This window comes from Bradyrhizobium sp. SZCCT0231, from assembly GCF_018130245.1.
Classification (GTDB): Bacteria; Pseudomonadota; Alphaproteobacteria; order Rhizobiales; family Xanthobacteraceae; genus Bradyrhizobium; species Bradyrhizobium japonicum_F.
Genome location: NZ_JAFCKP010000022.1, coordinates 45278 through 60645 on the forward strand (window position 1 = coordinate 45278; position 15368 = coordinate 60645).

Sequence of the window (15368 nt, forward strand, 5' to 3'; positions counted from 1 at the left end):
GATGTCGAACATGATGCGGGACAGCCAGATCATGGCGCAAACGAAGGACGAGAATCTCGGCTACATGTCGGACATGGCGCTCGAACTGGCGCAGATGGCGGACGATTCTGGATTGGCGACGCTCGCCTATCTGTTCCGGATGGCGGCGCTGGAGGCCTCGACGGCCAACAGCGTGCTCGCCGAAGCCGACGACCTTCCCCGGCAGATGACGTCGCACTAGACGCATCTCCTCGATCCGACATTTTCCAACGCCCTCCTCCCGGCGACGGGGGGAGGGCGATCGCATTTGAACCTTCAAAAGAGGTCGTCATGCCCGGGCTCGTCCCGGGCACCACGTTCTTCGTGCTGCGGACAAGGCGTGGATGGCCGGGACAAGCCCGGCCATGACGACGTAGAGACTATCGTGCCCAAAAGTGCACGGGTCATATGCGAGAGCCCGCGGCAAACGGAGAGAGGGGGCTCGTTTGGGTGCGGCAGGTTGCCCCAGCCTGCACGGCAGCTTTCTTGCAAGATCGATTTCGATCGCATGCATCGGCATGCAACAAAGTGCATGTTTGGTGTCGAATCGCTCTTGCCTCGGAACGATACTGCCATTACCCATTTTTCGGCCTTGAAGAGGCAGGGGGAGCTCTTTCACTGATGGCGACTGTGTTCGAACATCGGCGCGACGCTGCGTGCGCCTGAAAGAGTCTTGATGCTGCTCGTCGTCGAACAGTTCTTGAACGGATTGCAGTTCGGCCTGCTGCTGTTCCTCCTCGCTGCGGGCCTGACGCTGGTGTTCGGGATCATGGATCTCGTCAACCTCGCGCACGGCTCGCTCTATATGATGGGCGCCTATTTCGCCGCGACCTTCGCGGCCTGGACCGGCAGCTTCCTGCTCGGCGCGCTGATGGCGTTAGGGGCCACGCTGGTGCTCGGTATCGTGCTGGAGGTGACGGCGCTCCGGCATCTCTATGGCCGCGACCATCTCGACCATGTGCTCGCGACCTTCGGCCTGATCCTGTTCTTCAACGAGGCCGTACGGCTGATCTGGGGCCCGGCGGGCCTGGCGCTGCCGCTGCCGGCCTGGCTCACCGTGCCGGTGCCGATCCTGCCCGGCATTCACTATCCCGCCTATCGCCTCGCCATCATCGCGGTGGCGTTGCTGGTCGCGCTCTTGCTCTATCTCGGCGTGATGCGCACCCGCATCGGCATGCTGATCCGAGCCGGGGCCTCCAACCGCGAGATGATCGGCGCGCTCGGCATCAACATCAAGCTGCTCTACACGCTGGTGTTCGGCTTGGGAGCTGCGCTCGCCGGTCTTGCCGGCCTGATGCAGGCGCCGATCCTGACCGTGCAGATCGGCATGGGCGAGAACATCCTGATCCTCGCCTTCGTCATCATCGTGATCGGCGGCATCGGCTCGATCCGCGGCGCGTTCCTGGCTGCGATCTTCGTCGGCATGATCGACACGCTCGGCCGCGCCTTCCTGCCCAATCTGCTGCGGCAGGTGCTGAGCGGCGCCGCCGCTTCTACCGCCGCGCCCGCGCTGTCCTCCATGCTGATCTATCTCCTGATGGCGATCGTGCTGGTGGTGCGGCCGGAGGGGCTGTTTCCGGCCAGCCGTCGATGAAGAGTTTGAGCGTGAGCAAGGCCGTCACGGCCCTGATGCTGGCGGGCCTCGTGCTGCTGCCACTCTATTCGCAGCTGTCCGGCAACATCTTCATCCTGACGCTGTTCACCCGCGTCATCATCCTGGCGCTGGCGGCGGCGAGCCTCAACCTCATCATGGGCTTCGGCGGCATGATGAGCTTTGGTCATGCCGCCTATCTCGGCATCGGTGGCTACGCCGTCGGCATGCTGGCGCAGGAAGGCGTCGGTTCCGGCTTCATCCAGTTTCCGGTCGCGCTCGCGGCCTCCGCGATCTATGCGCTCGTGATCGGCGCGCTCTCGCTTCGCACCCGCGGCGTCTACTTCATCATGATCACGCTCGCCTTCGCCCAGATGGCCTATTACGTCGCCTCGGGCCTGGCGCGCTACGGCGGCGATGACGGCCTCACCGTCTACAAGCGCAGCGATTTCTCCGGGCTGATCGATCTGTCGAACCGCACGCAGTTCTATTATCTCTGCCTCGCCTGCCTGTTCGGCGTCATCTTCCTGATCTGGCGCATCGTCAATTCGCGTTTCGGCCTCGTGGTGCAGGGCCTGCGCTCCAACGAGCAGCGCATGCAGGCGATCGGCTTTCCCGCCAAGCGCTACCAGCTGGTCTGCTTCGTCATATCAGGCACCATGTGCGGCCTTGCCGGTGCGCTGCTCGCCAACAACACCGATTTCGTCAGCCCGGCCGTGATGTACTGGACGCGCTCCGGCGACCTCATGGTGATGGTGATCCTGGGCGGCATGGGCACGCTGTTCGGCCCGGTCATGGGCGCGGTGGTGTTCCTGCTGCTTGAAGAATTCCTATCGCAGATCACCGAATACTGGGCGCTGATCATGGGCCCGCTGCTGCTGCTCATCGTCCTGTTCGGCCGCGGCGGCATCATGGGCGTGCTCGGGAGGGCTGGCCGTGGCTGAACCCTTGCTCCGCGTCGAAAAGCTGGTGCGCCGCTTCGGCGGCATCATCGCGACCGACAACGTCTCGCTCGACGTCGCCAGCGGCGAACTGCATGCCATCATCGGTCCGAACGGCGCCGGCAAGACCACGCTGATCAGCCAGCTCACCGGACATCTCGCGCCGCATTCCGGCAGCGTCTCGCTGGCGGGGCGCGACATCACATATCTGCCGGCCTATCGCCGCTGCGCGCTGGGGCTTGCCCGCTCGTTCCAGATCACCTCGCTGCTGCTCGACTTCACCGCCGCAGACAATGTCGCGCTGGCGGCACAGGCGCATGCCGGCACCTCGTTCCGCTTCTTCGCCAACGCGCGCAAGGAGAAGGGCCTGCGCGATGCCGCCCACGCCGCGCTCGATCGCGTCGGTCTCGCCCATCGCGCCGATGTCGTGGTGAACCGGCTCAGCCATGGCGAGCGGCGCGAGCTCGAGCTTGCGGTCGCGCTCGCAAGCAAGCCGAAGCTGCTGCTGCTCGATGAGCCGATGGCCGGCCTCGGCGTCACCGAATCCCAGCGCATGGTGAAGCTGCTCCAGGAGCTGCGGAAAGAAGTCTCGATCGTGCTGGTCGAGCACGACATGCCGGCGGTGTTCGCGCTGGCCGACCGCATCTCGGTGCTGGTCTATGGCCGCGTCATCGCCTCCGGCGATCCGGCCGCCATCCGCCAGAACGAGGACGTCAAGCGCGCCTATCTCGGCGATCAGCACGTGGTGACGCATCATGGCTGACACGCTGCTCGACGTCGACGGCATCGAGACCTGCTACGGCCTGTCCCAGGTGCTGTTCGGCCTGTCGCTGTCGATCAAGCCGGGCGAGATGGTCTCGCTGATGGGCCGCAACGGCATGGGCAAGACCACCACCATCCGCTCCATCATGGGCCTGACGCCGGCGCGCGCAGGCAGCATCCGCTTCGCTGGCGGCGAGGTGCGGCAGCTTCCGTCCTACAGAATTGCAAAGCTCGGCGTCGGCCTCGTTCCCGAGGGACGCCAGATCTTCCCGAACCTCACCGTGCGCGAAAACCTGGTCGCGGCCGCGGCGGATCGCTTCAACAGCAATAATCCCTGGACACTCGCCGCAATCTACGTGCTGTTCCCGCGCCTTGCCGAGCGTGCGTCCAATATGGGCAACCAGCTTTCCGGCGGCGAGCAGCAGATGCTCGCGATCGGCCGCGCGCTGATGACGAACCCAAAGCTCCTGATCCTGGATGAGGCGACCGAAGGCCTCGCGCCCCTGATCCGCGAGGAGATCTGGAGCTGCCTGTCGCTGCTCAAGAGCCGGGGACAGTCGATCCTGGTCGTCGACAAGAACGTCGACCACCTCGCCCGCATCTGCGATCGCCACTACATCATCGAGCGCGGCAGAACCGTGTGGAGCGGCACATCGAACGAGCTGATGGCCGAGCCGGACTTGCAGCACAAGTATCTCGGTATTTGAGCCCCGCTCCAGCAGCGTCGTCATTGCGAGCCAACCGGTCCGCGCAAAGCGCGGCCCGATGACAGGCTCCGCGAAGCAATCCAGGCTGCCGCGGCGAAAAGATTCTGTATTGCTTCGCTGCGCTCGCAATGACGGAAGAGATAGATGTGATCTCTTACCAATAAATTCCGTGCCGGTGCAGCTCGCGGATCACGCGCGCCTCGGTCGAGGGTTGGCGGCGTTTCGGCTTGGCCGTCCCGGTCGTGCTGGCCACCGGCGCAACAGTTGGTTGGGTGGGGGCCGTCGCGGCTGGCGCTGGCGTTGCCGGAGCGGTTGCGACTGACGTTGAAGCCGGTGCCGTCGTCGCCGTCTGCACGTTTGGCGCCGGAGCCTGGGTCGCCTGCGGTGACGCCGTCCCCGGCTGCTCGACGGTCCGTTGACTAGCATCGGTTGCCGCGAGGCTCAGGCTCCGCGAACCGCCGGCGTAAGCCCCGGTTGCGAGCAGCGACATCGCTGCGATCAGGATCAGCTTGTGCATGACACCCCTCATCATCTGGTCAATCCGTCTTACCTATTGTGCACGCACCGGCGGCTAACGCGTGAAGCGATGCGTCCCGATCTCGATCAGGGTAGCCCGGCAGGACAGGCGATAGATCAGGCTGAACAATTGACCCCACATGACCGAACTCCATTGTTGATCATCAGCTGACTTATAGACCGCGCGCCTTTCCGGCGTTTTTCTCGGCATGGAGAAAATGGCTTCGTTCGGTACCGGCCCGATGTCATCGGAACAGTCCCGATGAAGTCGCCTCACAGGCGTGTGAGCGAGGCATCGGGTTCCTGGCGACACCACCTGGAATAGTCACGCTGCCTCCGGAGCACGCCTATAATTGTATCCGGTGTCGTCGCGTCGACACGATCCAGCTGAAGTAGGTCAGCGCCGGCGCAGGAACTCGTCGACCGCTTCCTGCCGCTGTTGCGGGACGGCGCGGAGGCGGTGCGTTCGCAGCTTCTGTAGCTGCATTCCCGCCGCATCGAAACTGGTGCTATAATGACTGCAAGTACAAGAGAATAGGGAGGACACCATGAACCACACCATGGTTCCCAGTGATCGCGTGGAGCACGTCGCCGTCTACGGACGCGACGGCACGAAGCTCGGCACGATCGAGCGACTGATGCTGGACAAGATGAGCGGAACGGTCGCCTACGCCGTGATCAAGACCGGCGGGCTGCTCGGTACGCGTCACCATTACCCTCTCCAGTGGAGCGCGCTGAAATACGATTCAAACCGCCAGGCGTTCCAGACCGAGCTGACGCTGGACGAGCTCAGCAGCGGCCCGTGCGAGTTCGATGGCGACGCGTTCGACTGGGGCGACCGCTCGCGGCCGCACCCGCATCCGCATTACTGGTCGATCTAGCTGCGTCGGAAGTATCTACGCCCCGGTAAGCAGCGTCACGGCCGGTTGCGCATCCAATCGGCAAGACCGGACAGCGCCCTGTCGAGATCCTGCCGCGCGGCGCTGTCTGTCACCGTCTCCTCCAGCGCTCCACGCATGCAGAGCATCCACGCATCGCGCTCGGCATCACCGATGGCAAAGCCGATGTGCCGCTGCCGCAATCGCGGATGGCCCTTCTCGGGGGAATAGAGCTTCGGGCCGCCCGTCCATTCGGTGAGATAGCGCTTCAAGACGTCCCTGATCAGGCCGAGGTCGTCCGCATGCATCGCGCGGACGACTTTCGCCTCCGGCAGCGTGTCCATGCGGTCGTAGAAGCGGTCGACCAGACGATCGATCGTGGCGCTGCCGCCGATCCGCTCGAACATGGAGATTGCGACGTCGCCATCGGTCATCGTTGGTCCCAAGGATTTCTGTTGGGCCTGGATATAGTGACATCGCGGCGCGCCCACAAACTCCGCCGTCGTCCCGGACAAGCGAGCGTCAGCGAGCGCTGATCCGGGACCCATAACCACAGGAAGTTGTTTTGCGAAGATTCGTGGTTGCCAGCTCGCGCAACAGCTCCTCCCTGGGGGTGTGGGTCCCGGATCGGCGCGCGCTTGTGGCGCGCTTGTCCGGGACGACGATGGAGGGTGGTTCAACTATCTACAGCGCCACGCTGCGCAGACCGAAGCTGCGGGCTTCATTCTGCAGCACCGGCCGCACCGCATCGATCAGGCGCGCAGCTGCGGCATCGACCGACAGCCCCGCTGTGTCCACCACCGCCGTCGCGCGCGAATATAGCGGCTCGCGGCTGAGCAGGATGTTGCGCAGCTCTGTCATCGCCGAGCGATCATCCGCCATCGGGCGCAGGTCGCCCTGGCGGCGCACGCGCGCCATGTGCTCCTCGGGCTCGGCCTTCAGCCAGATCGTGTAGAACGAGGTCAGGACCCGGTCGAAGGTCAGCGGCTCGGAGACGATGCCGCCGCCGGTTGCCAGCACCATCAGCTCGTTGCGCGCGAGCAGCTGCTGCAGGGCCGCCTGCTCCATGCGGCGAAAGCCCTCCTGGCCGTACAGCGCGATGATCTCGGCGACCGAGAGCCCGTTTTGCTGCTCGACCTCCTTGTTGAGCTCGACGAAGCTCCAGCCGATCCTCTTCGCCAGCATCCTGCCGAGCGTGGACTTGCCGGCGCCGCGCAGGCCGATCAGCGCGATGCCGCAGAATGGGGCGCGCCGCGGCGCGGAGGCGATGCCCCCAGTGAGCAGATCCTTGGCCTGTGCGATCTGCGCCGGCGTCGCCTTGCGCAAGAGGTCGCGAAACATCTGCCAGTCCGGCGTCGGATCGGCGCTAGGCAGCAGGTCTTCGAGATGCGCGCCCATCGCGTCGGAGACGCGGCGCAGCAGCACGATCGAGACATTGCCCTTGCCGCTCTCGAGCTGCGCGATGTAGCGCTCCGAAATCCCTGACACCTTGGCGAGCACTTTGCGCGACATGCCGCGCAGCGCGCGCATGGTGCGCACGCGCTGGCCGAGTTGTTCGAGGAAGCGAGATTCGGCGTCGGGACTTTCGGTCATGAGCCTTCTTTACAGATGTCCTGCGGCGCGTTTTAATGAAACATAGTGCCTGCTGGCATTGACAGCAAGCCGCCGCAGTGTCTTTCTATGAATTATAATTCTAAATTCGGGGGAGATGTCTGTGAGCGAGGGATCCTATAACGCGGTGACCTGGCTGCTCGACCGTAACGTCGAGGAGGGCCGCGGTAGCAAGCTTGCCTTCGACGACACCGTCTCGCGGCTCACCTATGGCGAGCTCCAGCAACAGACCCGGCGCGCCGCCAACATGCTGCGCCGGCTCGGTGTCCGCCGCGAGGAGCGCGTGGCGATGATCATGCTGGACACGGTCGATTTCCCGATCGTGTTCCTGGGCGCGATCCGCGCCGGCATCGTGCCGGTGCCGCTCAACACGCTGCTGACGGCGGACCAATACGCCTACATCCTCGCCGACTGCCGCGCGCGCGTGCTGTTCGTGTCCGAGGCGCTCTATCCCGTCATCAAGGACGTGGTCGGCCGCATGCCGGATCTCGAGCATGTCGTGGTGTCCGGCGCCAAGCAGAATGGCCACAAGCAGCTCGCCGAGGAGCTCTCAGGCGAGAGCGACCAATTCACCACTGCCGCGACGCATCCGGACGAACCGGCGTTCTGGCTGTACTCGTCCGGCTCGACCGGCATGCCCAAGGGCGTGCGCCATCTGCATTCGAATTTGCAGGCGACTGCCGATACCTATGCGAAGCAGGTGCTCGGCATTCGCGAGAGCGACGTCTGTTTGTCGGCGGCAAAACTGTTCTTCGCCTATGGCCTCGGCAATGCGCTGACTTTCCCGATGTCGGTCGGCGCCAGCGTGATCCTCAACAGCGAGCGGCCGACGCCGGCGCGCATGTTCGACCTGATGAACCGCTACAATCCCTCGATCTTCTACGGCGTGCCGACGCTGTTCGCGGCCATGCTCAACGACGAGGCGATGAAGGCCGAGCGCGGCGGCAAAAACTTGCGCATCTGCACCTCGGCCGGCGAGGCGCTGCCGGAATCCGTCGGCAACAGCTGGAGGGCGCGGTTCGGCGTCGACATCCTCGACGGCGTCGGCTCGACCGAGCTGTTGCACATCTTCCTCTCGAACGCGCCCGGCGACATCAAATACGGCTCCTCCGGCAAGCCGGTGCCGGGCTATGCGGTACGGCTCGTCAATGAAGCCGGCCAGGACGTCGCCGACGGCGAGGTCGGCGAGCTCCTCGTCGATGCGCCCTCCGCCGGCGAGGGTTATTGGAATCAGCGCCACAAGAGCCGGCGCACCTTCGAGGGGCCGTGGACCCGCACCGGCGACAAATATGTTCGTGACGCGGACGGCCGTTACACCTTCTGCGGCCGCGCCGACGACATGTTCAAGGTCTCCGGCATCTGGGTTTCGCCCTTCGAGGTCGAGAGCGCATTGATCACGCATCCGGCCGTCTTGGAGGCCGCCGTTGTCCCCGAGGCCGATCCGGAAGGATTGCTGAAGCCCAAGGCCTTCGTCGTGCTGCGGCCGGGCGCAACGACGACGGACTTGCAGGAGATGCTGAAGGAGCACGTCAAGCAGAAGATCGGCCCGTGGAAGTATCCGCGCTGGATCGAAGTGGTGGAGTCGCTGCCGAAGACCGCGACGGGAAAGATCCAGCGGTTCAAGCTGCGGGAAGGGGCGCATTAGTTGGCCACGTGCAACAGGCCGTCATGGCCGGGCTTGACCCGGCCATCCACGCGCGGCCACGCATGAGCAAAGACGTGGATGCCCGGGCCTTCGCCTCGCCGAAGCGGCTTCGGCCGCGCAGGCGGGTCAAGCCCCGGGCATGACGATCGAGAGAGAAGAGCGCAGAAATGACCAACCTCACCCCCACCGGCTTTCTCAGCGTCAACGGCGCCAGCCTCGAATACAAATGGCTCGCGCCGCAATCTGCCGACGCCGCGACCATCGTCATGCTCCACGAAGGCCTCGGCTCCGTCGGCCTCTGGGGCGACTTCGCGGAGAAGCTCCAGCAAGCCACGGGCGCGGGCATCTTCGTCTACTCGCGCGCAGGCTACGGCCAGTCCAGTCCGGTCGCGCTGCCGCGGCCGCTCGATTACATGCATCGCGAGGCGCTGGACGTGCTGCCGAAGCTGCTCGACATGATCGGCTTCAAGCGCGGTCTCCTGCTCGGCCATTCCGACGGCGCCTCGATCGCGACGATCTATGCCGGGGCGCATCAGGATCATCGCCTGAACGGTCTCGTGCTGATCGCGCCGCATTTCATCGTCGAGGACATCTCGATCAAGTCGATCGCCGCGATCAAGACGACGTTCGAGACCACGGATCTCAAGACAAAGCTGGTGCGCTGGCACAAGGACGTCGACAACGCCTTCTACGGCTGGAACGGCGCCTGGCTCGATCCGAAATTCCGCGATTGGGACATCTCGGAATACCTCGCCTATATCCGCGTCCCCATCATGGTCGTGCAGGGCGAGGACGACCAATATGGCACCCTGCGCCAGGTCGAGATCGCGCAGGAGGAGTGTTACTGCCCGGTCGATCTGAAGATCATTTCAGGCGCGGGACATTCTCCGCATCGTGAAGCGCCCGGGCCGACGCTCGAGGCGGTCGAGCAATTCGCACGAGCGGCCCTGCGCGACGATCAGGGCCTGCAGGGACGCGCCGCATGACGGCGGCGCAGAATGGTTGCCATGAAACAAAGTGCATGCTGTGACTGTTAAGGGCTAGACTTGCTCTAAAAGATGCACTATTGTGCATCTAACGCTCAAGCCAAAACACATAATCAGGGATGACCCATGGCCGGGGAAGATCGGCGCCTCGCAGGCGGCGCGACATTCATCGATTTCCAGACCGAACCGTCCCGCTACAAGCATTGGAGGCTGGCGGTCGAGGGCGACGTCGCGACGCTGACCATGGACGTCGACGAGAATGGCGGCCTGTTCGAGGGCTACCTGCTCAAGCTCAACTCTTACGATCTCGGCGTCGACATCGAGCTGGCCGATGCGGTCCAGCGCCTGCGTTTCGAGCATCCCGAGGTGAAGGTCGTGGTGATGCGTTCGGCCAAGAACCGCGTGTTCTGCGCCGGCGCCAACATTCGCATGCTCGCGGGCTCGACGCACGCGCATAAGGTGAACTTCTGCAAGTTCACCAATGAGACCCGCAACGGCATGGAAGATTCTTCTGAGAATTCCGGCCAGCGTTTCATCACGGTGGTGAATGGCTCCGCCGCCGGCGGCGGCTATGAGCTGGCGCTCGCGACCGATCATATCATCCTCGCCGATGATGGCTCATCCGCCGTTGCGCTGCCTGAGGTGCCGCTGCTCGCGGTGCTGCCCGGCACCGGCGGTCTCACGCGCGTCGTCGACAAGCGCAAGGTGCGCCGCGACCACGCCGATGTCTTTTGCACCATCGAGGAGGGTGTGAAGGGCAAACGCGCTGTGCAGTGGCGTCTCGTCGACGAGATCGCGCCGAATTCGAAGCTCGAGGCCAAGGTCGTCGAGCGCGCCAAGGAGTTTGCGGCGGCCTCGAAGCGCAAGGCCGGCGGCAAGGGCATTGCGCTGACGCCGCTCAAGCGCGTGATCGGCGAGACCAGCATCCATTACGGCTTCGTCACCGTCGATATCGATCGCGCCGCGCGCATTGCCACCATCTCGATCAAGGCCCCCGAAGCCACGCCGCTCGCCGACATCGACGGCATGATGGCGCAGGGAGCGTCGTTCTGGCCGCTCCAGGTCGCGCGCGAGCTCGACGACGCCATCCTGCACTTGCGCATCAACGAGCTCGAGATTGCCATGCTGGTGTTCAAGAGCCATGGCGACCGCGCCGATGTGCTCGCGTGCGATGCTTTCCTCGAAGCCAACAAGGCGCACTGGCTGGTCAACGAAATCCGTCACTACTGGAAGCGCGTGCTCAAGCGCATCGACGTCACCTCGCGCACGCTGGTGACGCTGGTCGAGCCGGGCTCCTGCTTTGCCGGCACGCTGGCGGAGCTCGTGTTCGCCGCCGACCGCTCCTACATGCTGATCGGCACGCGTCAGGGCGACAACCGCCCGCCGCCCTCGATCGAGCTGTCCGCGATGAATTTCGGCCCGTATCCGATGAGCCATGGGCTGACGCGGCTTCAAGCGCGCTTCCAGGCCGATCCGTCCGATGTGGAGCGTGCGGAGGCAACGCTTGGCACCAGCCTCGATGCCGAGCAGGCGGAAGAGCTCGGCCTCGTCACTTTCGCGCTCGACGACATCGACTGGGACGACGAGGTCCGCGTGTTCCTGGAGGAGCGCGCCAGCTTCTCGCCCGACAGTCTCACCGGCATGGAAGCGAGCCTGCGCTTCGTCGGCCCTGAGACGATGGAATCAAAGATCTTCGCCCGCCTCACCGCCTGGCAGAACTGGATCTTCCAGCGCCCGAACGCCGTCGGCGAGGAAGGCGCGCTGCGCCGCTACGGCAGCGGCCAGAAACCGAAATTCGATATGACGCGAGTCTAGCGAATAGGGAGTGGCGAATGGCGAATAGGGATTTCCATTCGCTACTCGCCATTCGCCATTCGCGCCCTTCAAACGAGTAAGTCCCCCGCGGGAGGTCCACCATGAATATGAACATCATGAACGTCGACTACTCGACCAAGATTCCCAACAACGTCAATCTCGCCGAAGACCGCCAGGTGCTCAAGGCGCTGGAGGGCTGGCATCCCGGCTACATGGATTGGTGGAGCGACATGGGACCGGAAGGCTTCCAGGAATCGCTGGTTTACCTGCGCACCGCCTACTCCGTCGATCCGCGCGGCTGGGCCAAGTTCGACTATGTCCGCATGCCCGAATATCGCTGGGGCATCCTCCTTGCTCCTCAGGAAGAAAATCGCGTCGTTCCCTTCGGCGAACATTATGGCGAGCCGGCCTGGCAGGAAGTGCCGGGCGAGCATCGCGCCATGCTGCGCCGCCTGATCGTGATCCAGGGTGACACCGAACCGGCCTCGGTCGAGCAGCAGCGCCATCTCGGCAAGACCGCGCCCTCGCTCTACGACATGCGCAATCTGTTCCAGGTCAATGTCGAGGAAGGCCGCCATCTCTGGGCGATGGTCTACCTGCTGCAGAAATATTTCGGCCGCGACGGCCGCGAGGAAGCCGATGATTTGCTGCGCCGCCGCTCCGGCGATGCCGACGCGCCGCGCATGCTGGGCGCCTTCAACGAGGCGACGCCGGACTGGCTGTCCTTCTTCATGTTCACCTATTTCACCGACCGCGACGGCAAGATGCAGCTGCATTCGCTGGCGCAGTCGGGCTTCGATCCGCTGTCGCGCACCTGCCGCTTCATGCTGACGGAAGAGGCGCACCACATGTTCGTCGGCGAGACCGGCATTACCCGCGTCGTGCAGCGCACCTGCGATGCGATGAAGGCGGCCGGCATCACCGATCCCACCGACATTGCGAAAGTCCGCGCGCTCGGCGTCATCGATCTTCCGACCATCCAGAAGAAGCTGAACCTGCACTACACGCTGTCGCTCGACCTGTTCGGCTCGGAAGTCTCGACCAACGCGGCCAACGCCTTCAACGCCGGCATCAAGGGCCGCTATCACGAGACCCAGATCGACGACGATCACCAGCTCAAGAACTCCACCTATCCGGTGCTCAAGCTGATCAACGGCGAGGTCAAGCTGGTCGACGAGCCGGCGCTGACCGCGCTCAACATGCGCCTGCGCGACGATTACAGCCAGGATTGCGTCAAGGGCATGCTGCGCTGGAACAAGGTGATCTCGACCGCGGGCTACGACTTCAAGCTGACGCTGCCCAACGTCGCCTTCCACCGCCACATCGGCGAGTTCAAGGACGTGCACGCGACGCCCGACGGCATCCTGATCGACGATGCCACCTGGGCGAAGCGACGGGACGAATGGTTGCCGTCGGCCAGCGACGGCGACTTCATCACCTCCCTGATGCAGCCCGTCACCGAGATCGGCCAGTTCGCCTCCTGGATCTCGCCGCCCAAGGTCGGCATCGACAACAAGCCGGGCGATTTCGAGTACGTGAAGATCGAGTCGTGAGGTGGTTGGCGAATAGTGAGTGGCGAGTAGCGAAGGAGCGGCTACTCGCCATTCGCTAGTCGCCATTCGCGCGCACTGCTACCCCGCAATCTCCAGCCCCGCATTCGCATACACCACGCCGCCATCGACGGCGATGGTGTTGCCGACGACGTAATCGCCCGCGCGCGAGGCGAGATAGATTACGACGCCTGCCATATCCTCGTCCGTGCCGATCCGCCGCGCCGGAATGCGCTTTGCGACCTCGTCCGCATGGTCGCGCGCGGCGCGGTTCATGTCGGACTTGAACGCGCCCGGGGCGATCGCGGTGACGTTGATGTTGTCCTTGATCAGCTTCGTCGCCATGCGCCGCGTCAGATGGATCACGGCGGCTTTGCTGGCGGCGTAGGAATAGGTCTCGCTGGGATTGACGAAGATGCCGTCGACCGAGGCAATATTGATCACCTTCGCCGGCCGCTCGGCGCTGGCTGCCGCGCGCAACGGCTTTGCCAGCGCCTTGGTCAGGAAGAACAGCGACTTGACGTTGAGGTCCATCACCTTGTCCCAGCCGCTTTCGGGGAATTCGTCGAACTCCGCGCCCCAGGCTGCGCCCGCATTGTTGACGAGGATGTCGAGCTTCGGCTCCAGCCTGATGATTTCGCCGGCGAGCTTGTTGCAGCCTTCGACGGTGGAGATGTCGATCGGCAGCGCGATGCATTCGCCGTCATATTGCGCGGTGAGCTCTTGCGCGGTCGCCTCGCACGGTCCGGCCTTGCGCGCGGTGATGTAGACCTTTGCCGCGCCGGCGCTGAGAAATCCCGCTGCGATCATCTTGCCGATGCCGCGCGAGCCGCCGGTCACCAGCGCGACACGGCCTTTGAGCGAGAACAGATCGTTGAACATGGTACCTCCCTTGGTTGGCGCTGGTTGTGAGCGGGGCAGGGAGGGGAGTCAAGGAAGGCTGCGATGAGATCAGAGCGGGGCACGACAGCGGCTTAACCAACCCGGTGTCGTCCCGGACAAGCGTAAGCGCCGATCCGGGACCCATAACCACAGGGAGTAGTTTGGCGACGACTCGTCGTTCGGTACATCTACTGATCGCGATCGATAGATTCCGCGGTATGGGTCCCGGATCGGCGCGCGCTCAGGGCGCGCTTGTCCGGGACGACAGCGGAGCTTGGAGCGCCTACGCCGCCGCGATCCGGCGAAAGCCGTTCCACATCGCGGTCGCGGCGCCCGAGGTCAGCACCGGCAGGATCCGCGTGTCCTGGTAGTTGCCATTGAGCGAGACGCGGGGCAGCGCGGTCATGTGGCCGGCATTCTCCGCGAACAGCATGCCGGGCCGTGTCGTCACCGCGGTCTTGAAGCCGGCGGATGCGGCAAGGGCGAATTCGCGCGTCCCCGCGGCCTCGCGGTCGCCATAGGGATAGGCGAGATGCAGCACGGGGTGCTCCAGCGCCTGCTCGATCCGCGCGCGGCTCACGGCCATCTCCCGCGCGGCGATGTCTTCCGCCTGCTTGGCGAGGTTGCAATGGCTGACGCTATGCGCGCCGATCGTGACCAGCGGATCGGCGGCAAATGTCTTCACCTCGGCCCAGGACAGGCACAGGCTGCGGCACAGCGCTTCCATGTCGACGTCGTACGTCGTGCACAGCGCCCCGATCTCGCGCGCCAGGTCGTGCTCGCCCGGCAGCGCGCGCAGCCAGTCGTGCAGGCGGTCGAACGCCGCCTGCTTCGCCGCAGTCGTCGTCGCATCGAGCCGCAGCGCGGAATTGCCGATTTGGACGTCGACCTGCTCGGCCTTGGCGATCACGGCCTCCAGCGCCGTCCACCACAATCGTCCGGTGCCCTCGGCAAAATCGCTCGCGACATAGACCGCCAGCGGCGCGTCAAATTCGCGCAGCACCGGCAGTGCGTAGTCCAGATTGTCGCGATAGCCGTCATCGAGGGTGAAGGCGGCGAAGCGGCGGTCGAACCGGCCCTGCACCAGCCGCTCATGCAGCTCGTCCATGCTGACGATGTCGATGTCGCGCGAGCGCAAATGGCACAGTGTCGCACGCAGGAATTCGGGGGTGACTTCAAGATGCCGGTTCGGCTGGAACGCGGCATTACGGGCCGGCCGCACGTGGTGCAGCATGAAAATGGCGCCGACGCCCGACAAAAGCGGGCGTAACAGGTGGTGCGCGCCGCTGAAATAGAGTGCTCCCAGCCCGGCGCGGATGACGTTGTTACGCAGTTGTTTCATGACCGGCTGGGGGACTCTGGCATTCCGCCTTCAACTTATGGAAGAACCCTTGAAGAAAAAGTTATTCCGATTGACCGACCCGGGCCTTCGGAACGGCACCATTTCCGGTTTGACAGCCTGCCAA

15 protein-coding genes are annotated in these 15368 nt (G+C 64.3%); 10 read left to right on the top strand and 5 right to left on the bottom strand.

What is annotated here, in order from left to right:
• Position 1: 1 nt before the first annotated feature.
• The 5 genes from JQ566_RS31255 to JQ566_RS31275 all read left to right on the top strand — a co-directional run bounded on the left by JQ566_RS31255 (position 2) and on the right by JQ566_RS31275 (position 4019).
• Positions 2 to 220: a hypothetical protein gene (locus JQ566_RS31255; RefSeq protein ID WP_212379561.1), complete on the top strand. Its 219-nt coding sequence runs from the start codon at positions 2 to 4 to the stop codon at positions 218 to 220.
• A 474-nt stretch (positions 221 to 694) separates the two neighbouring features.
• Complete coding sequence (locus tag JQ566_RS31260; protein WP_212379562.1) at positions 695 to 1612, top strand: branched-chain amino acid ABC transporter permease; 918 nt, start codon at positions 695 to 697, stop codon at positions 1610 to 1612.
• Positions 1609 to 2553, top strand: coding sequence for a branched-chain amino acid ABC transporter permease (locus JQ566_RS31265; RefSeq protein WP_212379563.1), 945 nt, complete (start codon positions 1609 to 1611; stop codon positions 2551 to 2553). Before JQ566_RS31260 ends, JQ566_RS31265 begins: the two co-directional genes overlap by 4 nt.
• Entirely contained in the window at positions 2546 to 3313 is a 768-nt protein-coding gene (locus JQ566_RS31270) for an ABC transporter ATP-binding protein (protein ID WP_212379564.1), read from the top strand. Before JQ566_RS31265 ends, JQ566_RS31270 begins: the two co-directional genes overlap by 8 nt.
• On the top strand, positions 3306 to 4019 hold the full coding sequence (locus JQ566_RS31275) for an ABC transporter ATP-binding protein (RefSeq protein WP_212379565.1): 714 nt from the start codon (positions 3306 to 3308) through the stop codon (positions 4017 to 4019). The genes JQ566_RS31270 and JQ566_RS31275 overlap by 8 nt, the downstream gene beginning before the upstream one ends.
• 154 nt (positions 4020 to 4173) lie before the next feature.
• Here JQ566_RS31275 and JQ566_RS31280 read toward each other — a convergent pair whose 3' ends face one another.
• Positions 4174 to 4536 carry a hypothetical protein gene (locus tag JQ566_RS31280; protein ID WP_212379566.1) on the bottom strand — a complete coding sequence of 121 codons (363 nt, stop codon included), beginning with the start codon at positions 4534 to 4536 and terminating at the stop codon, positions 4174 to 4176.
• Positions 4537 to 5083: 547 nt separating this feature from the next.
• Here JQ566_RS31280 and JQ566_RS31285 point away from each other — a divergent pair.
• Positions 5084 to 5416: a PRC-barrel domain-containing protein gene (locus JQ566_RS31285; RefSeq protein ID WP_212379567.1), complete on the top strand. Its 333-nt coding sequence runs from the start codon at positions 5084 to 5086 to the stop codon at positions 5414 to 5416.
• 35 nt (positions 5417 to 5451) lie between these two features.
• Here the strand turns inward: JQ566_RS31285 and JQ566_RS31290 are convergent, their stop codons facing one another.
• On the bottom strand, positions 5452 to 5847 hold the full coding sequence (locus tag JQ566_RS31290; protein ID WP_212379568.1) for a group II truncated hemoglobin: 396 nt from the start codon (positions 5845 to 5847) through the stop codon (positions 5452 to 5454).
• A gap of 250 nt (positions 5848 to 6097) precedes the next feature.
• Entirely contained in the window at positions 6098 to 7006 is a 909-nt protein-coding gene (locus JQ566_RS31295; RefSeq protein ID WP_212379569.1) for a helix-turn-helix transcriptional regulator, read from the bottom strand.
• Between the two features lie 121 nt (positions 7007 to 7127).
• Between JQ566_RS31295 and JQ566_RS31300 the strand changes: the two genes are divergently transcribed.
• The 4 genes from JQ566_RS31300 (at position 7128) to boxB (ending at position 13023) form a co-directional block, all read left to right on the top strand.
• Complete coding sequence (locus tag JQ566_RS31300) at positions 7128 to 8669, top strand: benzoate-CoA ligase family protein (RefSeq protein WP_212379571.1); 1542 nt, start codon at positions 7128 to 7130, stop codon at positions 8667 to 8669.
• A gap of 167 nt (positions 8670 to 8836) precedes the next feature.
• The gene (locus tag JQ566_RS31305) at positions 8837 to 9655 is read left to right on the top strand and encodes an alpha/beta fold hydrolase (RefSeq protein WP_212379573.1); all 819 of its coding nucleotides are present in this window, start codon (positions 8837 to 8839) and stop codon (positions 9653 to 9655) included.
• Positions 9656 to 9781: 126 nt separating this feature from the next.
• Positions 9782 to 11470 carry a 2,3-epoxybenzoyl-CoA dihydrolase gene (boxC, locus tag JQ566_RS31310; protein WP_212379575.1) on the top strand — a complete coding sequence of 563 codons (1689 nt, stop codon included), beginning with the start codon at positions 9782 to 9784 and terminating at the stop codon, positions 11468 to 11470.
• A 101-nt stretch (positions 11471 to 11571) separates the two neighbouring features.
• Positions 11572 to 13023: a benzoyl-CoA 2,3-epoxidase subunit BoxB gene (gene boxB, locus JQ566_RS31315; protein ID WP_212379577.1), complete on the top strand. Its 1452-nt coding sequence runs from the start codon at positions 11572 to 11574 to the stop codon at positions 13021 to 13023.
• Positions 13024 to 13101: 78 nt separating this feature from the next.
• Here boxB and JQ566_RS31320 read toward each other — a convergent pair whose 3' ends face one another.
• Entirely contained in the window at positions 13102 to 13902 is an 801-nt protein-coding gene (locus tag JQ566_RS31320) for an SDR family oxidoreductase (RefSeq protein WP_212379579.1), read from the bottom strand.
• A gap of 283 nt (positions 13903 to 14185) precedes the next feature.
• Positions 14186 to 15244, bottom strand: a complete 1059-nt coding sequence (locus JQ566_RS31325; protein WP_212379581.1) for a polysaccharide deacetylase family protein — start codon at positions 15242 to 15244, stop codon at positions 14186 to 14188.
• Between the last annotated feature and the right edge of the window lie 124 nt (positions 15245 to 15368).